Annotated in this window: 25 protein-coding genes and 5 tRNA genes; 11 read left to right on the plus strand and 19 right to left on the minus strand. The window is 37.5% G+C overall.

The window, feature by feature from the left end; genetic code table 11:
- Positions 1-3: 3 nt before the first annotated feature.
- The 19 genes from secE to FVB32_RS00170 form a co-directional block, all read right to left on the minus strand.
- On the minus strand, positions 4-192 hold the full coding sequence (gene secE / locus FVB32_RS00080) for a preprotein translocase subunit SecE (RefSeq protein WP_147743359.1): 189 nt from the start codon (positions 190-192) through the stop codon (positions 4-6).
- 21 nt (positions 193-213) lie between these two features.
- Positions 214-286: transfer RNA gene (locus tag FVB32_RS00085), tRNA-Trp, on the minus strand.
- Positions 287-406: 120 nt separating this feature from the next.
- Positions 407-1,594 carry an elongation factor Tu gene (gene tuf, locus FVB32_RS00090; RefSeq protein WP_147740558.1) on the minus strand — a complete coding sequence of 396 codons (1,188 nt, stop codon included), beginning with the start codon at positions 1,592-1,594 and terminating at the stop codon, positions 407-409.
- A gap of 47 nt (positions 1,595-1,641) precedes the next feature.
- A tRNA-Thr gene (locus FVB32_RS00095) sits at positions 1,642-1,713 on the minus strand.
- Between the two features lie 80 nt (positions 1,714-1,793).
- A tRNA-Gly gene (locus FVB32_RS00100) sits at positions 1,794-1,866 on the minus strand.
- Between the two features lie 110 nt (positions 1,867-1,976).
- Positions 1,977-2,058, minus strand: a tRNA-Tyr gene (locus FVB32_RS00105).
- Between the two features lie 24 nt (positions 2,059-2,082).
- Positions 2,083-2,156, minus strand: a tRNA-Thr gene (locus FVB32_RS00110).
- Positions 2,157-2,257: 101 nt separating this feature from the next.
- A complete protein-coding gene (hpf, locus tag FVB32_RS00115) occupies positions 2,258-2,560 on the minus strand; it encodes a ribosome hibernation-promoting factor, HPF/YfiA family (RefSeq protein WP_147740559.1) in 303 nt (100 codons plus the stop codon).
- Between the two features lie 58 nt (positions 2,561-2,618).
- The gene (locus FVB32_RS00120; protein WP_147740560.1) at positions 2,619-3,509 is read right to left on the minus strand and encodes a tyrosine-type recombinase/integrase; all 891 of its coding nucleotides are present in this window, start codon (positions 3,507-3,509) and stop codon (positions 2,619-2,621) included.
- Positions 3,510-3,603: 94 nt separating this feature from the next.
- On the minus strand, positions 3,604-3,798 hold the full coding sequence (gene rpsU, locus FVB32_RS00125; protein ID WP_147740561.1) for a 30S ribosomal protein S21: 195 nt from the start codon (positions 3,796-3,798) through the stop codon (positions 3,604-3,606).
- 82 nt (positions 3,799-3,880) lie between these two features.
- Positions 3,881-5,020 carry an acyl-CoA dehydrogenase family protein gene (locus FVB32_RS00130; protein ID WP_147743361.1) on the minus strand — a complete coding sequence of 380 codons (1,140 nt, stop codon included), beginning with the start codon at positions 5,018-5,020 and terminating at the stop codon, positions 3,881-3,883.
- Between the two features lie 33 nt (positions 5,021-5,053).
- Complete coding sequence (locus FVB32_RS00135; protein ID WP_147740562.1) at positions 5,054-5,920, minus strand: ComEA family DNA-binding protein; 867 nt, start codon at positions 5,918-5,920, stop codon at positions 5,054-5,056.
- 9 nt (positions 5,921-5,929) lie between these two features.
- On the minus strand, positions 5,930-7,546 hold the full coding sequence (locus FVB32_RS00140; RefSeq protein ID WP_147740563.1) for an alanine/glycine:cation symporter family protein: 1,617 nt from the start codon (positions 7,544-7,546) through the stop codon (positions 5,930-5,932).
- A gap of 86 nt (positions 7,547-7,632) precedes the next feature.
- Positions 7,633-8,640: a potassium channel family protein gene (locus FVB32_RS00145; protein ID WP_147740564.1), complete on the minus strand. Its 1,008-nt coding sequence runs from the start codon at positions 8,638-8,640 to the stop codon at positions 7,633-7,635.
- 2 nt (positions 8,641-8,642) lie between these two features.
- Positions 8,643-8,870 carry a PspC domain-containing protein gene (locus FVB32_RS00150; protein WP_147740565.1) on the minus strand — a complete coding sequence of 76 codons (228 nt, stop codon included), beginning with the start codon at positions 8,868-8,870 and terminating at the stop codon, positions 8,643-8,645.
- Between the two features lie 2 nt (positions 8,871-8,872).
- Entirely contained in the window at positions 8,873-10,159 is a 1,287-nt protein-coding gene (locus FVB32_RS00155; RefSeq protein WP_147740566.1) for a DUF2851 family protein, read from the minus strand.
- A gap of 72 nt (positions 10,160-10,231) precedes the next feature.
- Positions 10,232-10,543 (minus strand): rhodanese-like domain-containing protein, encoded by a 312-nt coding sequence (locus tag FVB32_RS00160; RefSeq protein WP_147740567.1) that lies wholly within the window; start codon positions 10,541-10,543, stop codon positions 10,232-10,234.
- Positions 10,544-10,617: 74 nt separating this feature from the next.
- Positions 10,618-11,232, minus strand: a complete 615-nt coding sequence (locus FVB32_RS00165) for a thioredoxin family protein (protein WP_147740568.1) — start codon at positions 11,230-11,232, stop codon at positions 10,618-10,620.
- Positions 11,233-11,238: 6 nt separating this feature from the next.
- Positions 11,239-11,793, minus strand: a complete 555-nt coding sequence (locus tag FVB32_RS00170) for a TlpA disulfide reductase family protein (RefSeq protein WP_147740569.1) — start codon at positions 11,791-11,793, stop codon at positions 11,239-11,241.
- Between the two features lie 132 nt (positions 11,794-11,925).
- Between FVB32_RS00170 and FVB32_RS00175 the strand changes: the two genes are divergently transcribed.
- The 11 genes from FVB32_RS00175 to trpA all read left to right on the plus strand — a co-directional run bounded on the left by FVB32_RS00175 (position 11,926) and on the right by trpA (position 20,607).
- Entirely contained in the window at positions 11,926-12,372 is a 447-nt protein-coding gene (locus FVB32_RS00175; RefSeq protein WP_147740570.1) for a MarR family winged helix-turn-helix transcriptional regulator, read from the plus strand.
- A 2-nt stretch (positions 12,373-12,374) separates the two neighbouring features.
- The gene (locus FVB32_RS00180; protein WP_147740571.1) at positions 12,375-13,007 is read left to right on the plus strand and encodes an NAD(P)H-dependent oxidoreductase; all 633 of its coding nucleotides are present in this window, start codon (positions 12,375-12,377) and stop codon (positions 13,005-13,007) included.
- Between the two features lie 41 nt (positions 13,008-13,048).
- Positions 13,049-13,624 (plus strand): YceI family protein, encoded by a 576-nt coding sequence (locus FVB32_RS00185; protein ID WP_147740572.1) that lies wholly within the window; start codon positions 13,049-13,051, stop codon positions 13,622-13,624.
- 240 nt (positions 13,625-13,864) lie between these two features.
- The gene (locus tag FVB32_RS00190) at positions 13,865-15,262 is read left to right on the plus strand and encodes an anthranilate synthase component I family protein (protein WP_147740573.1); all 1,398 of its coding nucleotides are present in this window, start codon (positions 13,865-13,867) and stop codon (positions 15,260-15,262) included.
- Positions 15,263-15,264: 2 nt separating this feature from the next.
- Entirely contained in the window at positions 15,265-15,834 is a 570-nt protein-coding gene (locus tag FVB32_RS00195) for an anthranilate synthase component II (protein WP_147740574.1), read from the plus strand.
- Between the two features lie 38 nt (positions 15,835-15,872).
- Positions 15,873-16,229 carry a four helix bundle protein gene (locus FVB32_RS00200; protein WP_147740575.1) on the plus strand — a complete coding sequence of 119 codons (357 nt, stop codon included), beginning with the start codon at positions 15,873-15,875 and terminating at the stop codon, positions 16,227-16,229.
- Between the two features lie 26 nt (positions 16,230-16,255).
- Positions 16,256-17,251 carry an anthranilate phosphoribosyltransferase gene (gene trpD, locus FVB32_RS00205; RefSeq protein WP_147740576.1) on the plus strand — a complete coding sequence of 332 codons (996 nt, stop codon included), beginning with the start codon at positions 16,256-16,258 and terminating at the stop codon, positions 17,249-17,251.
- Positions 17,248-18,033 carry an indole-3-glycerol phosphate synthase TrpC gene (gene trpC / locus FVB32_RS00210; RefSeq protein ID WP_147740577.1) on the plus strand — a complete coding sequence of 262 codons (786 nt, stop codon included), beginning with the start codon at positions 17,248-17,250 and terminating at the stop codon, positions 18,031-18,033. Before trpD ends, trpC begins: the two co-directional genes overlap by 4 nt.
- A complete protein-coding gene (locus tag FVB32_RS00215) occupies positions 18,030-18,671 on the plus strand; it encodes a phosphoribosylanthranilate isomerase (RefSeq protein ID WP_147740578.1) in 642 nt (213 codons plus the stop codon). The genes trpC and FVB32_RS00215 overlap by 4 nt, the downstream gene beginning before the upstream one ends.
- Entirely contained in the window at positions 18,668-19,849 is a 1,182-nt protein-coding gene (gene trpB / locus FVB32_RS00220) for a tryptophan synthase subunit beta (protein WP_147740579.1), read from the plus strand. The genes FVB32_RS00215 and trpB overlap by 4 nt, the downstream gene beginning before the upstream one ends.
- Positions 19,846-20,607: a tryptophan synthase subunit alpha gene (gene trpA, locus FVB32_RS00225; protein ID WP_147740580.1), complete on the plus strand. Its 762-nt coding sequence runs from the start codon at positions 19,846-19,848 to the stop codon at positions 20,605-20,607. The genes trpB and trpA overlap by 4 nt, the downstream gene beginning before the upstream one ends.
- The last annotated feature ends 8 nt before the right edge of the window (positions 20,608-20,615 follow it).

Below are 20,615 nucleotides of genomic sequence, written 5' to 3' on the forward strand. Positions count from 1 at the left end.
CAACTACCCTATTATGTTATCAAAATACAATCGAATCAACTTACTGAAAAGAGAATCCACTCCCCATGTCGCCAAAGCGAACAAGATTGAAAAAACAGCTACAACCACCATCAAATTAGAGGCTTTTTCCCTGTCTAGCCAGGTGACGTTGTTTTTTAATTCCTCAAATGACTCTTTAATGTAAGTGAACATATTATACTTGTATTTTTCTAGCACGGGCGGAGAGGCTCGAACTCCCGACACCTGGTTTTGGAGACCAGTGCTCTACCAACTGAGCTACGCCCGTAAATTAATGGCGTCTTACTATCTCAATTTTCAGAGATGAACTACACCCGCTTCTATTTACGTCGAAAGGTATCCGTCATATGACGGACACCCTTTAACGTAAACTATGATTATAAATTTTTTAATCTAAAATCTTAGTAACCTGACCAGCACCTACTGTTCTACCACCTTCACGGATAGCGAAACGTAGACCTACACTTAATGCAATTGGCTGAATCAACTCTACAGTAATAGTTAAGTTATCTCCAGGCATAACCATTTCAACTCCACTTGGAAGAGCAATGTTACCTGTTACATCTGTAGTTCTAACATAGAACTGTGGACGGTAGTTATTATGGAAAGGAGTGTGACGACCACCTTCTTCTTTCTTAAGGATATAAACCTCAGCTTCAAATTTAGCGTGTGGCTTAACTGAACCTGGCTTACAGATTACCATTCCACGGCTAATTTGAGATTTTTCAATACCTCTTAACAAGATACCTACGTTATCTCCAGCCTCACCTCTATCCAAAATCTTACGGAACATCTCAACACCAGTAATTGTAGAAGCCAGTTTCTCAGCTCCCATACCAATGATATCAACTGAGTCTCCAGTGTTTGCAATACCAGTTTCGATACGTCCTGTAGCAACAGTACCACGACCAGTAATCGTGAATACATCTTCAACAGGCATCAAGAAATCTTTATCAACATCTCTTTTAGGCAATTCGATCCACTCATCAACAGCAGCCATCAACTCCATTACAGTATCAACCCATTTTTGCTCACCGTTAAGTGCTCCAAGGGCAGAACCAGAGATTACAGGTCCATTGTCACCATCGTACTCGTAGAAAGAAAGCAATTCTCTTACTTCCATTTCAACAAGCTCTAAAAGCTCCTCATCATCAACCATGTCAACTTTGTTCAAGAAAACAACGATTCTTGGAATACCGACCTGACGTCCTAATAGGATGTGCTCACGAGTTTGTGGCATTGGCCCGTCAGTTGCAGCTACAACCAATATTGCACCATCCATTTGAGCAGCACCAGTAACCATGTTCTTTACGTAATCCGCGTGACCTGGACAGTCAACGTGCGCATAGTGACGGTTTTGAGTTTGGTACTCCACGTGAGAAGTGTTGATTGTAATACCCCTTTCTTTTTCTTCGGGAGCATTATCAATAGAATCAAAGCTTCTAAGCTCTGACAAGCCCGCATTTGCCAATACAGTAGTAATAGCAGCGGTCAACGTTGTTTTACCGTGATCCACGTGTCCAATAGTACCAATATTTAAGTGCGGTTTGGAACGATCAAAAGTTTCCTTTGCCATTTTAAATAATTTTAATCTTAGTTTATATTAGTGTACAAATCGTTTTGAGCCAATGACGAGATTTGAACTCGTGACCTCTTCCTTACCAAGGAAACGCTCTACCCCTGAGCTACACCGGCGTAAAGTGTTGAATCAACTACTTTAAAATAGTTCTCCCATAAATTGGAAGAGATTCTTGCTTTCGCAAGGATGACTTTAGAGCGGGAGACCGGGTTCGAACCGGCGACATTCAGCTTGGAAGGCTGACGCTCTACCAACTGAGCTACTCCCGCATTTTTTTTGGGCAAAAACCCAAAATATTTCAATATTTCAAATCTGAAATTCCTAAAACTGTTTTTTTAACAGATTTCCCAAACAGGATTTCAGCACTCTTATTTTTGTGTGGGGAGAGCAGGATTCGAACCTGCGAAGACATAGTCAGCAGATTTACAGTCTGCCCTCGTTGGCCGCTTGAGTATCTCCCCATTCTTGATTTTCAGTACATTAAGAGCCGATGGAGGGACTCGAACCCACGACCTGCTGATTACAAATCAGCTGCTCTAGCCAGCTGAGCTACATCGGCATTTTACCACCTTTTTAACACAAAAAAAGTCCGCTATTTCTAACGGACTGCAAATGTATATATTTATTTATTTAATCAAAATAAAATTGCAAAAATTTTAATCAAGCTTTTGCTCTTAATTTTTCTTTCTTTTTTACCAACTTTCTCTCCAAAGAACTGCAAGCAGAATCCACCGCTTCCTCAAAAGATTTACATTGCTTTTTTACAATGAGTTTATCTCTAGGCACCAATAACTTTATCTCCACTATCTTATTTTCTTTTGCACTGGTATTCTCAACTTTCAGATAAACATCGGAACCGATTACTTTATCATAAAAATTTTCGAGCTTGTCCATTCTTCTTTGGATAAAATCCATAAGTTTTCCGTCCGCAACAAAATTTACCGATTGTGCATTTACTTTCATAAGATGTAGTTTTTAGTGCTGCCCAATGACAGCTAGGTTAAACAATACAAGAAATCTGCTATTTCTTGTTTCTGGGGTGGGCGTTTAAATGAACCTTCTTTAGCTCTGCTATGCTATTGTGCGTATACACCTGCGTAGACGCCAAACTGGAATGACCCAATAATTCCTTTACCGAATTTAAATCCGCTCCCCTATTAAGTAGGTGTGTTGCAAAAGTATGCCTCAAAATATGAGGACTCTTTTTTACTTTAGGGGATACTAAACTAAAATACTTATTTATGGTACGATAAACAAGTGTTTCATAAATTTTAAGACCTCCTTTGGTTAAAAAAAAATAGGTGGAGTCGGTTATATTTTCAAGCTGTGAACGTAACTCCAAATACTGATGAAGCAATTCAATTGTTGCCGGTAACAGGGGTAGAATCCGTTCTTTGTTTCGTTTCCCCAAAACTTTTAAGGTACTACTGGATACATTAAAATCCTGTACTTTGAGATGAACCAACTCTGCCCTTCGAATTCCTGTGGCATACAGCAATTCAATAATACTTCTATCTCTTACGCCTTCAAAGTCATCATCAAAAGGTATTTCCAAAAGGATTTTTTCCATCTCTTGCTCAGAAAATGGGACTTCCAAACTTTTACTTGTTTTAAGGGCTTTGTGCTTTACCAATGGTGATGTGTTTATCTGATTTGTTTTCTGCAAAAACTTGTAAAACGCCCTTAAGGAAGATATTTTTCTATTTACTGTTCTGTTGGAAATCCCCTTGTTTACCAAAAAAACAATCCAGCTTCTAATAATGGTATAGTCAACACTCACAATAGATGCCAAATCATAATCGTCCATACAGAATCTGGAAAATTCGGCGATGTCCTTTTCATAAGCACTTATGGTATGCTTGGAATAATTCTTCTCTAGTTGGAGATATGAAATAAAGGCCTTTGTGGACATGACCCAAAGTTAGCCAAATAATAGCTGTTGGATAAAACAAAAAATCCCGTTTCATAGTATATGAAACGGGATTCGTCTTTCTTGTGCAAGAACACTAAATCTCTTCTTGATCTCTAAGTCCTTGTATATATTGAGCTTTTTGAACTTCAGCTCTTCTTTTTACTGAAGGTTTTGTAAACTGTTGCCTTTTTCTTAACTGGCGCATAGTGCCAGTCTTATCAAACTTACGCTTGAAACGCTTTAAAGCTCTATCGATGTTTTCTCCTTCTTTTACTGGTATTATTAACATTGGCTACAACCTCCTCTCTTTAAAATGATACCCGCGTTAAACGGGGCTGCAAATATACAAATGTATTCTTTGTAGAAAAGTTTTATTTTAAAATATTTTTTGAGATGACCACTTTTTGAATTTCAGTTGTTCCCTCTCCTATAGTGCAAAGCTTGGAATCCCTATAAAATTTCTCCACGGGAAAATCTTTGGTATATCCATATCCTCCATGAATCTGCACTGCATCGTTAGCAATTTTAACACAGACTTCTGAAGCATACATCTTGGACATTGCTCCCATTGTGGTAACCTTTCTTCCTGAATTTTTTAAGAATGCTGCTTTATGCAACAACAATTCGGATGCTTCAATTTCTGTAGCCATATCCGCCAGTTTGAAAGAAATTCCTTGGAATTCACTAATAGGTTTACCAAACTGCACGCGTTCTTTAGAATATTTTAAAGCTGCCTCATAGGCTCCTTTGGAAACGCCTAATGACAACGCTCCTATTGAAATTCGACCTCCATCCAACACTTTCATCGATTGTATAAATCCATCACCTACTTCACCCAAACGATTTTCATCTGAAATTCTACAGTCAGAAAAAATAAGTTCTGCTGTCTCACTGGCGCGCATACCTAATTTATCTTCCTTCTTTCCACTGGTAAAACCAGGAGTGCCTTTTTCAACAGCAAAAGCAGTCATGCCATGACTATCACCTTTTTCACCAGTTCTGGCTATCACAACGGCGATATCTCCACTCTTACCATGTGTAATAAAGTTTTTGGCACCGTTCAAAATCCAAGAATCGCCATCTTTTATAGCGGTAGTATTCATGCCTCCGGCATCAGAACCTGTATTATGCTCGGTTAAACCCCAAGCACCTATCCATTCTGCTGTTGCCAATTTAGGAATCCAACGTTGCTTTTGCTCTTCACTTCCAAAAGAAAGAATATGATTGGTGCATAACGAATTATGGGCCGCCACGGAAAGTCCTATAGCCGGGTCAACCTTTGAAATCTCTTCCAAAATGGCAATGTACTCATGATATCCCAGGCCAGAACCTCCAAGTTCCTCAGGCACCAAAACCCCCATAAAACCGATTTCCCCAGCTTTCTTAAAAACCTCAACTGGAAATGTTTGTGATTCATCCCATTCCATTACATGGGGAAGAATATAATGCTGTGCAAACTCTCTAGCAGATTCTGCTACCATCTTTTGGGTCTCAGAATAATCAAAGTTCATTGTGGATAAAGTATCCGTTATCATAGTACAATTTTATAGGGTCAAATATAGCTTAATTCTAGCAATCCTGTCTAGTGGAAAAGTCGGTACATGCTTCAATTCATCAAGTGATTTATACCTTCCGTGCATTTCTCTATGTTTAACTATTTCCTGTGCTAATTTACGGTTGATATAAACTAAACGGGACATTTCTTCCACACTTGCTTTATTGATGTTAATTTTTTCAACTTTTGGCGGGTTGAGCACTTTAAACTTGTTTAGAGCTCTCTCAACCACCTCAACATCCAATCCATAGACATCATATAGCTGTTCATCTTCTAAAAATCCTCCTAACCTATCCCTGAACTTAATAATCCTGCTAGAAAGCTTTTCTCCTATACCGCTTATGGTCTTTAAATCTTCTTCCGTTGCTGAGTTTATATCTGCAACTTGTATTGTCTTCTTTTTAGTACTATTATTTGAATAGGATGAAGCATATTTAGCTTTTTGCTTCCATTTGGGAAACTTAAACAAGGGTGCTATTACTTTTAGTAATGAATCTGAGATTTTGGTGACTTGCTGAAATTCTTCAGCAGAATTCACAAATTTTCCTTGTTCTCTAAATGCAAACAGTCTATCCAAAGCTTCAGGTGAAATTCCCAAGGTATATCCTTTATAATCCGAAATGTAGTTTGGGTTAAACGAAAAGGTTTTTAGCTCCTCTTTTTGAAGTGCGCTTTTTTTAAGGCTGTCCAGTTTAGATTGCACCAACGTATTGACAGCAATCTTGGACTCAGTATCATAAGGCTTTGCTTTAATAAATAGATGCACTCCTTGAAGCACCACAATAATCAGCAGCAAAAAGAAAATCCCACTTCGTTCTTGTTTGTTAAACTTGAAGTGGGATTTGAAATTATTCAATGCTCTGAGTTATTTACTCTTTACAAAATTCTTTATATCCGTCAAATACTTATCCATCTCTTCCCTAACTCTTGGGAACAAGAACAACAAACCAATCATATTCGGGAACACCAGTGCTAAAATCATTGCATCGGAAAACTTGATAACCGCATCCAGTGTGGCAGCAGCTCCAATAACTACAAATAACAAAAACATTACTTTATAGACAATGTCGGCTGTCTTTCCTCTTCCAAAAAGGTATTTCCAAGATTGTAATCCGTAGTACGACCAAGAAATCATGGTTGAAAATGCAAAAAGTATTATTGCAATGGTCAATACATACCTAAAACCTGGTATTACCGAATCATACGCCATGGAAGTTAAATCAACTCCTCCTACATACGCTCCAGATTCGTTAAGCAATACTGTACTACCAACAGCATTCCCATAATCAAAAGCGCCAACATCCATATTGAAAAAGATAATAACCAAAGCCGTCATCGTACAAATGACAACCGTATCAATAAATGGTTCTAAAAGCGCAACAACACCTTCACTCGCAGGATATTTTGTCTTTACTGCAGAGTGGGCAATGGCCGCTGAACCGGCACCTGCCTCATTGGAAAAAGCTGCTCGTTGAAAACCAACTATGATTACTCCAACAATTCCTCCAAGACCAGCTGCAGGTGTAAAAGCACCGCCAATGATCATTCCAAAGGCATCACCAATGTATTCGAAATTTGCAAAAATGATAATTAAGGAAGCTAGGACATAAACCCCGGCCATAAAGGGAACTATTTTCTCCGTTACACTAGCAATCTTTTTGATGCCTCCAATAATTACAATCCCTACTAAAATGGCTAAAATGATTCCGATGATTACACCTGTCGCACCGCCTTCAAGGCTGAGCATTGTTGAAAGCTGTACTGCTGCCTGATTTGATTGAAAAGCATTACCTCCACCAAAGGAAGCCCCAACGCAAAGGATAGCGAAAATGACGGCCAATACTTTTCCAAGGCCTTTCATTCCTCTTTCTTTCAATCCCTTTGATAAGTAGTACATAGGTCCACCATAAACTGTTCCATCTGGACCTACATCTCTATATTTAACCCCTAAGGTACATTCCACAAATTTAGTCGACATACCTATTAACCCACAAACTATCATCCAAAAGGTAGCACCAGGTCCACCCAGTGCAATTGCAACGGCAACACCAGCTATATTTCCAAGTCCAACAGTACCTGAAACGGCGGTTGCCAAAGCCTGGAAGTGGCTAACTTCTCCTTCTTTACTTTCATCTTTGATTGTTCCTGGAAGGTCTCCATCAGGTGCGCTCAATTCAGTTTTTTCAACACTATGATGATCCAATTCATCATACTTGCCTCTAACAGTATTAATGGCCAAGCCAAATTTGGTGATATTGGGAAATTTGAATGTTATAGTGAAGAATGTAGCTCCAATAATTAGAAGAATCAATACAATGGGTAAGTTATATCCGGCGATTGAAATTGGAGTTAGAACAAAACCCTCCCACCAAGATGCAAATGGCATAAAGGCATCGTTTACTTTCTCGTCCAAGCCTTTTTCCTGAGCACTTGATAACAATGGAAATAAAAATGTAATTAACGCAAGAAGTCGATACTTCATAATATTTTATTTGGTTATGTTAATTTGATGTAAAGTGGGCAATATCCTAAAAAAATTCAACGGAATCAAATTTAAAAGTTATAAACCTAACCTATTTGAAACATTTGATTGAGTTTTTTAATTTGTTCTGGTCTTCCTAAAACAATGACCTTTCCTTGAGGTTGCAACACTAAATCTGCCTCTGGATTTATGATGTAGTTGCCATTGGGCTCTATATATCCTATTATGGTGCAGCCCGTTTTTCTACGTAAATCCAAATCTCTTAAGGAATTGCAATCCATTTGATCTGTAAAATCTTCAATTTCCACTTCTTCTAAGTTAGTGGTGTGTTCCCCTTCAACAGATAATTTATTAATGAACGTCACCAAATCTGGCATGACTACTAAGGAAGCCATATAATCGCCCCCTATCTTATCTGGCATTATTACTTTATTGGCACCGGCAAACTCCAGTTTCTTCTGACTTGTAATTTGTGAGGCCCTGCTTATGATGAACAGATCCTTATTTAACTGGCGTGCTGAAAGCACAATAAATAAGTTTGCCGCATCATCTGGCACTGCAGTAATGAGGTATTGCGCACGATCTATTCCAGCAGCTAACAACACCTCATCTTCGTTCGCGTCTCCTTCAACAAAAAGGGCTTCATTTTCATGACGTTCGATAAGCTCTTTATCCTTTTCAATAACTACAAAAGGTCTTTTGTACGCTTTTAACTTTTCGACCGCCTGCATTCCATTTCTTCCATAACCGCACACAACAATATGATTGGATAAACTATCTATTCTCTTTTTCACTTTTTTCTTTTTTAATATTTGAAGTGAATTTCTTCCTAATAAATATTCGGTTATGACCGATAGGGCAAAACCAAAAATAAAAACACTGGTTACAATTAAAAATACGGTAAAAATCTTTGCATCGGGATCTAACGGACGTACCTCCGAAAAACCAACGGTGGTCACTGTAATAATGGTCATATAAATGGCTTCTATCCAGGTAAAATCCGAAATGAATTTATAACCTATTACTCCAAATAAAAGCACCAACAACATTAAAGAAAATGCCCACACTATTTTGGAACGTAATAATCGTATCATAGTTAAAGATCAAAAACGGAGGTTCGTTTGGTATAGACCAAATCTTTAATTTTTAACCAAAAAGCCATAAAAAGATAGAGTGCAAAACCAAAGCCCAAGGTTGCAAAAGTTAGATATATGAAGGTAGTACGCACAACCCTGGCACGTATTCCAAGACGTTCTGCAATTCGTCTGCAGACCTCAAAACCTCTCTTCTGAAAGTAATAGAGTGTATTATAAAACAAACTCATATTTAAAAATATGTATTTCTATTCAATAAATGTGTGCCCAAGGTACACTGTAGGCATTTATTTTTTGAACAATAGTTGTTATACAATTCTAACTTCGCCTGACTTTCCAAGGCATTTTTGGTCTTGGAGCCGATAGTTCGAAACCCAGAAATAATAGTATTTTCTTCTTTTTTAATTTGAGAAACGAGTGAAATTAGCTGGTCCGTTTCATCCGTCCCCGTGTATTTGGAATAGCAAAACTTGATTGGTATGATCGTATTAATAATGAGTAAATCTATAAAGCTTTTGGAAAGCTTCTTTGTACTCTTTCTTGAAACTTTTCCAAATGTGAAATGGTCCTCCCAATAGGAACTGGCACGTATTTCAAAAATAGAATATAGATTTTCTAACGTCTTTGATTCCATCAGTCTGGAAAAGAAATCTTGCTGTTTTGCATATAAGTTAGATAGTTGTGACAACCGTATGGTAGGAAAATTAGCTGGCCTTAAACCGAAGAACCCTGGTTTGCCAATACAAGGTGATAGCTCAAACTTTTTAGTCAAATATTGGTATTCTTTTTTTAACCGTAAATAATACACGTCCGAACATTCTTCTTGCCCCAACAAGCCAAAAAAACCAAACAATACGCTTTCTAATTGATCTGGGTTGTTTGCTGTTTTTCTAATTATTGAAAAATTTAATTGCTTGGCCCTATCCAAAAAGAAGGTTCCATTTATTTTAGACCCAAAACTTTTTATCAATAGTGTAAAAAGAACCCCTTCCCAATCGTTGTTGGATTCATCCAACAATTCATAGATCAGATTGGATTTCTGTTCTAACCGTTCTACATAAAGTCGATGCAACCAATTTTCGACAAGAAATGAATCAAAGGTCTTAAAGTCCTTTTCACAATTAATAAAGTTGGATTTGGTATTTTCCAATAGCTGTCGATATGCGTCCAAAAGATCTAATGGAATAACGCTCTTTAATGCCAAGGTTGGGATTTTGGAGCCATCTTTTCTAAAAACGGAAACATCATCTTCCCAAACTACATGAAGAATCACATTGTCATAATTGGAATCTGTTTCATGGTGATGTGCATACCAATCCGATGATTTAAGGTGCATTTCCACATTGCCTGCCCAGAGCTGACCTCCAACCTCAACCGAAGCATTAAAAAAATCCGGACCAGCATATTTGTTTAAGGTACCTGGGTTTTTAATGACTATACTTTCGGAGGTTGTTGTGGTAAGTGGTTGTCCTTGAAGCTTATCGCACCTCCATATAAAATGGAGTAGGTCTTCCTTCATGCAACTAAAATAGGAAAATGATTGTTAATTTCCAGTGTTGGGTTAGGGTACTAATCAGAATATCCACAAAACTTATTCGGCTACTTCACCTTCCCAATTCATAAAACCACCTTCAAGATTATATGCGTTCTCAATACCAATGCTGTTCATTATAGCACAGGCCTGACCACTTCTGTTCCCCGATCTGCAGTATACATAATAGTTTTTGGTCTTATCCAATTTTTCAAGCTCATTCAAGAACTCTTGTCCTAAATAAATATCAATGTTGGTAGCCCCTGGAATGTATCCTTCTTCTACTTCTTCAGGTGTGCGAACATCTAAAATGAAGGCGTTAGTATCATTTTCTAACTGATTCTCCCATTCTTCTTGTGATAAATCTGACATTTTTAACAATTTAAGTTCTGCAAAAATAAAAATCCGGAGCATTACCCCGGATTTAAATCTATTTATTCTCCTAATTAAACTTTTATACCGCATCCGATGGCCCTTGTAGTGGTCACCTTTATCTCTTCTCCGGCCAACATGGCATCTACTGCATTTTCGACAAACTTTTCGTCAACTTTTGCAGCGTTTCCAGAATTATCATCAATAGCTCCAATATATTTTACCACATTTCCGGTTGTCGTTTTTTCCAATAAAAAAACATGCGGCGTTCGTGTGGCACCAAATTTTGGAAATACTTTTTGTCCTTCATCCAGTAAATAGGGAAAGGTGAATCCTTTTTCAGTTGCTCTGGTTTTCATTGCCGCAAAGCTATCTCCCGCCTTAACATCTGGATTGTTAGGATTAATGGCTATTACCGGCACTCCTTTAGTTTTGTATTTTAGGTCCAAGGCTATAATTCTATCTTCATATGCTACTGAATATGGACAGGTATTGCAGGTGAAAATCACCAAAAAACCTTTGGCGCTTTCAAAATCTGATAGAGAAACCATGCTGCCATCTACATTTTTCAGTGAAAAATCTTCCGCAGCGTCTCCAATAGCGTAACCATCTACTGATGTAAATTTTGTTGAGAAGGCACATAACACTAGAATAAATGTCAATGTACCTAGGATTTTAACTGTTTTCATATGGTCTTAGTTTATGAATTTGCTTATTTCTTTATTTAATTCTTCATAGGTAAATCCCTGCGGATAAAAACTCCTTTTGTTCTTACTATATATTAAAGTAGCAGGAATTCCTCCTCCCCAATCTTCAGCTATTTTTGGAATCCAATCATTTTGCTTGGGGTCATCCAGAATCACAACTTTGGATTTGAGCCCTTTCTTCTCAACGAATGGTTCCAATTTAGATTTCCACATAGAAGGCATATCCAGGCTTACCAAAACAACCTCTACATTATTATCTTTTTGTTCGGCATACACCTGTTCAAAATATGGGAGTTCTACAATACAAGGCTTACACCAAGTGGCCCAAAAATTTATCACATAGGTTTTTCCATCGTCCTTATAGAGCAATGGTTTAAGCCCTTCATAATCATATATTGGAAATTTAACCTGATCAGCTGTTTCAGATTGTGCTTCTGCGTATTCAGGAGTAACATCTTTATTGTCAGTCTTGGACTTTTGTTCGCCTTTACAACTGGACATAAGAAAAAGTACAGTCATTGATAAAAGTAACAAGTGCTTCATTATCTGTTATTTATAATATTAAAAGTAAATAAAGGGATTTTTGAAGATTTTAATTTAACAAAATTTTATCTGTTAAAGATACGTGGACATCAATAAACCACTTACATTTGTATATACAATTGTTGTATTAACATGAATGTAGAGGGAATCATAAAAACGGAAAAAAAGCTCTCCTTGAAAACGAGGACCATGATTCATTTGGCTTTGGTGAGCAATAAAATAAGCGAACAAATTGCCATTGCTCTAAAACCTTACGAAATTTCGGAACAACAATTTAATGTGTTGCGTATTCTAAGAGGGCAAAAAAATAAACCCGCCAACCTATCTACAATCAACGAACGTATGGTTACTAAAATGAGCAATACCACCCGCTTGGTAGACAAGCTTATTTTAAAAGATTATGTAAAGCGATGGACTTGTGAATCCAATAGACGCAAAGTGGAGATTTTAATCACTCCCAAAGGAAAGTCCATTCTGGCTAAAATTGATAAAACAATAGAAGATGCGGAAAAAGAAATCCTTAAAAATTTCACCAAAAAAGAACTTGAAGAATTGAATGCATTACTAGATAAATTTTAAAAATGAACAATATTATAGAAAATAGGACCTGGCGCTATGCCACAAAAAAGTTTGACAGTACAAAAAAAGTGTCAGATGAAGATTTGGAATTATTGCTTGAAGCCACTAGACTAAGTGCTTCATCATATGGCCTTCAGCCATACCATGTATTTGTTATTACAGATGATAAAATTAGAGAGCAGTTAAGACCTGTTTCCTGGGGTCAATCTCAAATTACAGACGCTTCGCATCTTATTGTTTTTGCCAATGTCACCGATTTTGGAGAAGAAATGATGGATGACTATTTACAAAATGTAAGTTCCACTAGAAAAATTCCAGCTGAAGGATTAAAAGGTTACGGCGATTTTATGAAGTCAAAATTACTGGATTTACCAGCCAATATAAAGGGTGTTTGGACCGCCAGACAAGCTTACATTGCATTCAGTAATATGATGCAAGCGGCTTCTGAACTAAAGATTGATTCCTGCCCAATGGAAGGTTTTGAATCTGAAGCATATAATGAAATTCTAGGCCTTTCAGAGAAAAATCTTAATGCCTCGGTAGTGCTTGCAGTAGGGTACAGATCAGAGGAAGATGAGACCCAGCATTATGCAAAAGTTAGAAAATCAAAAGAAGAATTATTTACCCATATATAAATAGTAAACCTTAATTAAAACAAGAATTTAAACACAAAATCATGAAAAAGACAATTTTAAGTTTAGCGTTAACAGTGGTATTCGGATTTACTGCAATTGCCAATCCAATTGATGGCGAAAAGAAAGCTGTAAAAGTTGATGAAAGCACAGTAACATGGAAAGCCTATAAAGTAACAGGGTCACATACAGGCACTATAGCACTAAAATCTGGTGCATTGGAATTTGATGGTGATAAGCTAGTAGGCGGAGAATTTGTGGTGGATATGACCTCCATTACCAATACAGATCTAGAAGGTGAATACAAAGGTAAGCTTGAAGGGCACCTAAATTCAGATGACTTTTTTGCAACCGCATCCAATCCAACTTCAAGTTTAGTTTTCACTAACGTTGAAGCTTCTGGCAAAAATTCATACCAAGTGACTGGCGATTTAACTATTAAAGGAATCACAAAACCTGTAACTTTCGATGTATCTGTGTATGGAAGCAAGGCAACAGCTACTTTAAAAGTAGATAGAGCAGCATACAACGTAAAATATGGCTCTGGAAGTTTCTTCGAAAACCTAGGAGACAAAACCATCTATGATGAATTTGATTTGGTAGTTGATTTACAACTATAATTAATGCTAGTTTAGTGTTTGAAAATCCCATTTGAGAAAACTCAAAATGGGATTTTTAATTTTAAAAGCTCAAAATTTGCAAGTTTAAATTTCCTTTCTATCTTTGAAGCAATGAACAACAGAACAGTTAATACTTGGTGGTGGATTAATTTACGTCGAATGTCGTGAACTGGTCCCCCATTGTAATCATATAGAGGCTTGTCATCACGACAAGCCTTTTTTAATTTATCACTATTTGAAATGACTTATAAACTAGACACACACTACAAGAAAATCCTGGCCGATACCATTACCCCGGTTAGCGTTTATCTTAAGATACGGGATAAATTTCCTAATAGTATTCTATTGGAAAGTAGTGACTACCATGCCAATGACAATAGTTTTTCATATATCTGTTGCAACCCTATTGCTTCCATAAAAGTGCAAAATGAAGTTATTACCCAAACCTTTCCAGATGGTTCAACGGAGGAATTTCCAATTTCATCCACAACAGATGTAACCAAGGTCATCCATGATTTTAGTAAGAAGTTTTCGGTTTCCAGCAATGGTTTTAAATTTATAAACAATGGCCTTTTTGGATATATGTCTTACGATGCCGTTCGTTATTTTGAAGATGTGGAAATTTCATCCAAAGATAATTCCATTCAAATACCAGATATCTATTATGCGGTATATCAGAACATCATCGCTATAAATCATTTCAAAAATGAAGCATACCTCTTTGCCCATTGTTTTGAAAGTGAGAGCAATGTTGATGAAATAGCACAATTGTTTAATGTAAGAAACTTTGCGTCTTATAATTTTTCAAAAGAAGGAGAACCAAAATCCAACTTAGAAGATGAGGAATATAGGGAGCATGTAAAATTGGCCAAAAAACATTGTCAGCGAGGTGACGTATTCCAGTTGGTGTTGTCACGTAGATTCTCCCAAGCTTTTAAAGGAGATGAGTTTAATGTGTACAGGGCACTACGCTCCATAAATCCATCACCATATCTATTCTATTTTGATTATGGGGATTTTAAAATTTTCGGAAGCTCACCAGAAGCTCAACTCATTGTAAAAGGTGGAAAAGCAGAAATCCACCCGATTGCAGGCACCTACAAAAGAACAGGGAATGATGAGCAAGATGCCGAACTGGCAAAGCAACTAGCACAAGATGATAAGGAAAATAGCGAACATGTAATGCTGGTAGATTTGGCACGAAACGACCTCAGCAGAAATGGAAACACCGTGAATGTGGAGACTTATAGAGAAGTGCAATATTTCTCTCATGTGATTCACTTAGTATCTAAAGTAACAGGACAAAAGAAAAAAGATATCTCAACCATGAAAGTTGTTGCAGATACCTTCCCGGCAGGCACCTTGAGTGGAGCTCCAAAACATATGGCCATGCAACTCATTGAAAAGTATGAAAAAACTGGTCGTGCATATTATGGTGGTGCTATTGGCTTCATGGATTTTAAAGGCAATTTTAACCATGCCATTATGATCAGAACTTTTTTAAGTAAAAATCATGAATTACATTATCAAGCAGGAGCAGGACTTGTAGCTGCCTCCGACCCAGAAATGGAATTACAAGAAACCTATAACAAATTAGGTGCTTTAACAAAAGCATTGGAAATAGCGGAAACTATCTAAGCATGGGAAGAAAGATTTTAATGATTGACAATTACGATAGTTTCACTTATAATTTAGTGCACTATCTTGAGGATTTAGATTGCGATGTTACGGTAAAGCGTAACGACCAATTGACTTTGGAGGAGGTTGAAGCTTTTGACGAAATTGTCCTGTCTCCCGGTCCTGGAATTCCGGATGAAGCGGGATTACTAAAAGAAATTATCAAAACCTATGCGCCCACAAAACGGATTCTTGGGGTCTGTTTGGGGCAACAGGCCATTGGTGAGGTTTTTGGTGGGACGCTGGTCAACCTTGATCAAGTCTATCATGGAATTGCTACCGCCATAACGGTTACCAAAGAAGATGTCATTTTTGAGGGTATGCCAAATACAATTGAAGTGGGTCGTTATCATTCTTGGGTAGTGCATCCAGATTTACCGGAAAGTTTAGAAGCTACCTCCATAGATGAAAATGGACAAATAATGTCCCTAAAACATAAAACATATGATGTAACTGCAGTCCAGTTTCATCCGGAATCTGTATTGACCCCGCAAGGAAAACAAATGCTAAAAAATTGGCTAAATAGAGTATAGATATTAGGCATTAGATTTTAGATTTTAGATTTTAAATAATGAATAATTACAAAGAACTTATTGTGTGGCAAAAATCAATAGCGTTGACAGAATTGGTTTATAAAATGACCTCTTGTTTTCCTAATGAAGAGAAGTATGGCCTAACAAACCAAATTAGAAGAAGTGCTGTTTCAATTGCTTCAAATATTGCAGAAGGAGCGGGAAGAAATTCTAAAAAGGAGTTTAGAAATTTTCTTGGAATTGCCAATGGTTCTTTGAACGAATTAAATACACAACTAGAAATATCAAAAAGATTAGAGCTTATTGATAAGAATGAACTTGATGAGGTTTCAATGCTAAGTGATGAAATTCAAAAAATGATTTACACGCTTATCAAAAAATTTGCTCAAATCTAAATACTAATATCTCATATCCAATAAATATGAAAGAGACTCTCAATAGACTCATCAATCACGAAATCCTATCAAAAGGCGATGCCAAGCAAATCTTGGTTAACATCGCCAAGGGTGATTACAATACATCTCAAATTGCGGCTTTCTTGACCGTTTATATGATGCGAAGCATCACTATTGAAGAACTGGAAGGTTTTAGAGATGCGCTTTTAGAACTTTGTTTGGCTGTAGATTTATCTGACTATAATCCCATAGATTTATGTGGTACAGGAGGTGATGGTAAGGATACCTTCAACATATCGACATTGGCATCTTTTGTCACTGCCGGAGCCGGTATAAAAGTGACCAAACACGGAAACTATGGTGTTTCGTCCAAATGCGGTAGTAGCAATGTCATGGAGTTTTTGGGCATCAAATTCAGCAATGAAGCTGACTTTCTTAAAAAATCTATTGATGAAGCTGGAATATGTGTTTTGCACGCTCCCCTATTTCATCCTGCCATGAAAAATGTAGCACCAATCCGAAGAGAACTTGCCGTCAAGACCTTTTTCAATATGTTGGGGCCAATGGTAAACCCGGCATTTCCAAAAAATCAGATGGTTGGTGTATTCAATTTAGAACTGGCCAGAATGTATGGATACCTCTATCAAAACACCGATAAAAATTTCACTGTGCTCCATGCATTAGATGGTTATGATGAAATTTCTTTGACAGGCGCAACAAAAACCATTTCCAATGGTTCCGAAGGAATGCTCACCCCTTCCGACTTTGGAGTTCAACGTATTTTGCAAGAAGAGATTACCGGAGGAGAAGATGTAGCACAATCCGCTCAAATATTTCTGGATATTTTAAACGGACGAGGAACCGAGGCTCAAAATAATGTGGTTTGTGCCAATGCGGGAATTGCGATTTCGACGGTGGAAGGGACAACACCAAAAGAAGGTTTTGAAAAAGCTAAAGAATCGCTTCTAAACAAAAAAGGATTGGGAGCATTAAAAAAATTACAAGAGATAAGTGCATCATGAACATCCTTGATAAAATAGTAGCCGATAAACGTAAAGAGGTCGATTTAAAAAAGGCACTGATTCCAGTTTCGCAATTGGAGCAAGCTGTTCTTTATAATCGAGACACAGTTTCTTTAGCTACCTCATTAAGAAATAGTAGTTCTGGAATTATAGCAGAACACAAACGGCGTTCCCCCTCCAAATCAGTCATCAATCAAAGTTTAAATGTTCAAGATGTTGCCAAGGGATATGAGGAAGCGGGAGTTTGTGGAATGTCCGTTTTAACCGATGGTAAATATTTTGGAGGCTCTTTGGATGATTTGTTACTGGCAAGGGCCGTTGCAAAGATTCCATTGCTCCGAAAAGAGTTTATTATTGATGAATATCAAATCTTGGAAGCTAGGGCACATGGTGCCGATGTGATTCTATTGATTGCAGCTATTTTATCAAAAAATGAAATCAAAGCTTTATCGGAAACTGCTAAAAGCTTGGGGCTGGATGTACTTCTGGAAGTTCATAATGAAGAAGAATTGCATAAATCTATTATGCCCAGTCTCGATATGCTCGGTGTAAACAATAGAAATCTAAAAACATTTGAAGTGAGTTTGGAAACCAGTAAGACTTTGTCAAAACTGATTCCGGACGAATTTGTAAAAGTTTCTGAAAGTGGGATAAGCTCCATTGATGCCATCAAAGACTTAAAGCAATACGGATACCAAGGGTTTTTAATTGGAGAGAATTTTATGAAAACGGAGAATCCCGGAAAGCATGCAGATGAATTTATAAAAGCGTTGATATCATGAAATTAAAAGTCTGTGGAATGAATCATAATCCAAAAGAAGTTGCTCAATTGCAACCAGATTATTTGGGCTTTATATTTTGGAAACCTTCCACACGCTATTTTGATGGTAACATGCCAGAACTGCCAAAATCGATTAAAAAAGTTGGAGTTTTTGTGGATGCTTTCGTTGAAGAGGTGCTCCAAAAAGTTAAAAAGTACAGTCTAGATGCCTTGCAGCTTCACGGGACAGAAAGTCCTGAATATTGTAGTAATCTAATACAAGCTCAGGTTGACATCATCAAAGTATTTTCCATCAAGGATGACTTCGATTTTTCAGTCCTTGAAGCGTATGAAGCTTCCTGTGATTATTTTATGTTCGATACCAAAGGAAAACTGCCTGGTGGTAACGGCTATGTATTTGATTGGAGTATTCTAAAAGAATATCCTTCCAGCAAGCCTTATTTTTTAAGTGGCGGTATTGGACTAAATGAAATTGACAGCCTATTGGCTTTTTTAGAAAGTCCGGCATCGAAACAATGCTATGCTATCGATGTCAACAGCAAGTTTGAAATAGAACCAGGATTAAAAAACATTAAACAATTAAGAGAATTTAAAAAGTTGTTATCTAACAACTTTCAATTTAATACGGACAACTCATGAGTTATCACGCTAACGAAAAAGGCTATTATGGTGAGTTTGGCGGGGCATTCATTCCAGAAATGCTTTATCCCAACACAGAAGAACTTCGCCAAAATTACATCCGAATTATGGAGGAACCTTCTTTTAAAGAAGAGTTCGATCAATTGCTACAAGATTATGTGGGCCGCCCTACCCCACTCTATTTTGCAAAACGATTATCGGAAAAATACGATACCAAAATCTACTTGAAACGAGAAGATTTATGCCATACTGGAGCACATAAGGTGAACAATACCATTGGCCAGATATTGATGGCAAAAAAATTGGGCAAAAACAGAATCATTGCAGAAACTGGAGCGGGTCAGCATGGAGTTGCTACGGCAACCGTTTGCGCCTTAGCCGGTATTGAATGTGTTGTGTATATGGGTGAAATAGACATTGCCCGCCAAGCTCCGAACGTGGCACGAATGAAAATGTTAGGAGCTGAAGTTAGACCAGCATTATCTGGAAGCAGAACCTTAAAAGATGCCACCAACGAAGCGATACGGGATTGGATCAATAATCCAGTTGACACGCATTATATAATTGGTTCCGTGGTAGGCCCTCACCCCTATCCTGATATGGTCGCGAGATTTCAATCAGTGATTTCCAAAGAAATCAAAAACCAATTGTTAGAAAAAGAAGGACGTGAAAATCCTGATTATGTTGTGGCTTGCGTTGGTGGAGGAAGTAATGCAGCAGGGGCTTTTTATCATTTTCTGGATACTCCCGAAGTTGGTATTATCGCCGTTGAAGCTGCAGGAAAAGGTATAGATACCGGGGAAAGTGCTGCCACTTCGGCTTTGGGGAAAATTGGAATAATTCATGGTAGTAAAACTTTATTGATGCAGACCAATGATGGTCAAATTACCGAACCGTATTCCATTTCCGCGGGATTGGATTACCCAGGTGTTGGCCCCATGCATGCCCATTTGTTCCAATCGGGAAGAGCTGAGTTTATTTCGATAACGGATGATGAGGCCATGACTTCAGGATTGGCACTATGCCAATTAGAAGGCATTATTCCAGCCATTGAATCATCACATGCATTTGCCATTTTAGAACAGAAAAAATTCAGTCCTTCAGATGTTGTGGTCATCAATTTATCTGGAAGAGGTGATAAAGATTTACAGAACTATATTGATTATTTCAAATTATGAATAGAATCAACCAAAAATTAAATGAGGATAAAAAACTCCTCTCCATATACTTTACAGCGGGCTATCCAAATATAAATGACACTTCAAAAATCATCCAAGACCTTGAAAAACATGGTGTGGATATGATTGAAATTGGATTGCCTTTCAGTGACCCTCTAGCTGATGGCCCTACCATTCAAGCAAGTTCCACTGCTGCCCTTAAAAATGGAATGCATACGGAGCTGTTGTTTGAGCAGTTGGAAGGTATACGAAAGACTGTATCTATTCCACTGATTATGATGGGGTATTTTAATCCTGTGCTACAATATGGTGTGGAAGCTTTTTGTAAAAAATGTCAAGAAATTGGTATTGATGGAATTATTTTACCGGATCTACCTTTGGATGTATACCAAGAAGAATACGAAGCCATTTTTAAAAAATATGGCCTCATTAATGTCTTTTTGATAACGCCGCAGACCAGTGATGAACGTATTCGCCAAATTGATGAAGCCTCTGATGGTTTTATCTATATGGTAAGTTCTTCCAGTACTACAGGGGCAAAAACTGGTTTCGGAGATGAAACGGAAACTTATTTTAATAGAATCAATGAAATGAAGCTCAAGAACCCTCAAATTGTTGGCTTTGGGATTAGTAATTCTGAAACATTTAATCATGCTACCAAAAAAACAAAGGGGGCAATAATTGGTTCCGCTTTTATAAAACATCTGACCCAAAATGGGGCCGATAAAATTGATGAGTTTGTAAAGGGAATTCGCTAAATTGAACT

Source organism: Flagellimonas hymeniacidonis (assembly GCF_008040165.1).
Classification (GTDB): domain Bacteria; phylum Bacteroidota; class Bacteroidia; order Flavobacteriales; family Flavobacteriaceae; genus Flagellimonas; species Flagellimonas hymeniacidonis.

Excerpts from the sequence above, each read along its gene's own strand:
- FVB32_RS00185 (WP_147740572.1), top strand. The coding sequence starts at position 13,049 with ATGAAAAAGACAATTTTAAGTTTAGCGTTAACAGTGGTATTCGGATTT.
- FVB32_RS00180 (WP_147740571.1), top strand. The coding sequence starts at position 12,375 with ATGAACAATATTATAGAAAATAGGACCTGGCGCTATGCCACAAAAAAG.
- hpf (WP_147740559.1), bottom strand. The coding sequence starts at position 2,560 with ATGAAAGTAAATGCACAATCGGTAAATTTTGTTGCGGACGGAAAACTT.
- FVB32_RS00165 (WP_147740568.1), bottom strand. The coding sequence starts at position 11,232 with ATGAAAACAGTTAAAATCCTAGGTACATTGACATTTATTCTAGTGTTA.
- FVB32_RS00190 (WP_147740573.1), top strand. The coding sequence starts at position 13,865 with ATGACTTATAAACTAGACACACACTACAAGAAAATCCTGGCCGATACC.
- FVB32_RS00140 (WP_147740563.1), bottom strand. The coding sequence starts at position 7,546 with ATGAAGTATCGACTTCTTGCGTTAATTACATTTTTATTTCCATTGTTA.
- secE (WP_147743359.1), bottom strand. The coding sequence starts at position 192 with ATGTTCACTTACATTAAAGAGTCATTTGAGGAATTAAAAAACAACGTC.
- FVB32_RS00195 (WP_147740574.1), top strand. The coding sequence starts at position 15,265 with ATGGGAAGAAAGATTTTAATGATTGACAATTACGATAGTTTCACTTAT.
- FVB32_RS00175 (WP_147740570.1), top strand. The coding sequence starts at position 11,926 with ATGAATGTAGAGGGAATCATAAAAACGGAAAAAAAGCTCTCCTTGAAA.
- trpD (WP_147740576.1), top strand. The coding sequence starts at position 16,256 with ATGAAAGAGACTCTCAATAGACTCATCAATCACGAAATCCTATCAAAA.
- FVB32_RS00120 (WP_147740560.1), bottom strand. The coding sequence starts at position 3,509 with ATGTCCACAAAGGCCTTTATTTCATATCTCCAACTAGAGAAGAATTAT.
- rpsU (WP_147740561.1), bottom strand. The coding sequence starts at position 3,798 with ATGTTAATAATACCAGTAAAAGAAGGAGAAAACATCGATAGAGCTTTA.
- FVB32_RS00200 (WP_147740575.1), top strand. The coding sequence starts at position 15,873 with ATGAATAATTACAAAGAACTTATTGTGTGGCAAAAATCAATAGCGTTG.
- FVB32_RS00145 (WP_147740564.1), bottom strand. The coding sequence starts at position 8,640 with ATGATACGATTATTACGTTCCAAAATAGTGTGGGCATTTTCTTTAATG.
- FVB32_RS00150 (WP_147740565.1), bottom strand. The coding sequence starts at position 8,870 with ATGAGTTTGTTTTATAATACACTCTATTACTTTCAGAAGAGAGGTTTT.
- FVB32_RS00215 (WP_147740578.1), top strand. The coding sequence starts at position 18,030 with ATGAAATTAAAAGTCTGTGGAATGAATCATAATCCAAAAGAAGTTGCT.
- FVB32_RS00155 (WP_147740566.1), bottom strand. The coding sequence starts at position 10,159 with ATGAAGGAAGACCTACTCCATTTTATATGGAGGTGCGATAAGCTTCAA.
- trpB (WP_147740579.1), top strand. The coding sequence starts at position 18,668 with ATGAGTTATCACGCTAACGAAAAAGGCTATTATGGTGAGTTTGGCGGG.
- FVB32_RS00130 (WP_147743361.1), bottom strand. The coding sequence starts at position 5,020 with ATGAACTTTGATTATTCTGAGACCCAAAAGATGGTAGCAGAATCTGCT.
- trpA (WP_147740580.1), top strand. The coding sequence starts at position 19,846 with ATGAATAGAATCAACCAAAAATTAAATGAGGATAAAAAACTCCTCTCC.
- FVB32_RS00170 (WP_147740569.1), bottom strand. The coding sequence starts at position 11,793 with ATGAAGCACTTGTTACTTTTATCAATGACTGTACTTTTTCTTATGTCC.
- tuf (WP_147740558.1), bottom strand. The coding sequence starts at position 1,594 with ATGGCAAAGGAAACTTTTGATCGTTCCAAACCGCACTTAAATATTGGT.
- FVB32_RS00160 (WP_147740567.1), bottom strand. The coding sequence starts at position 10,543 with ATGTCAGATTTATCACAAGAAGAATGGGAGAATCAGTTAGAAAATGAT.
- trpC (WP_147740577.1), top strand. The coding sequence starts at position 17,248 with ATGAACATCCTTGATAAAATAGTAGCCGATAAACGTAAAGAGGTCGAT.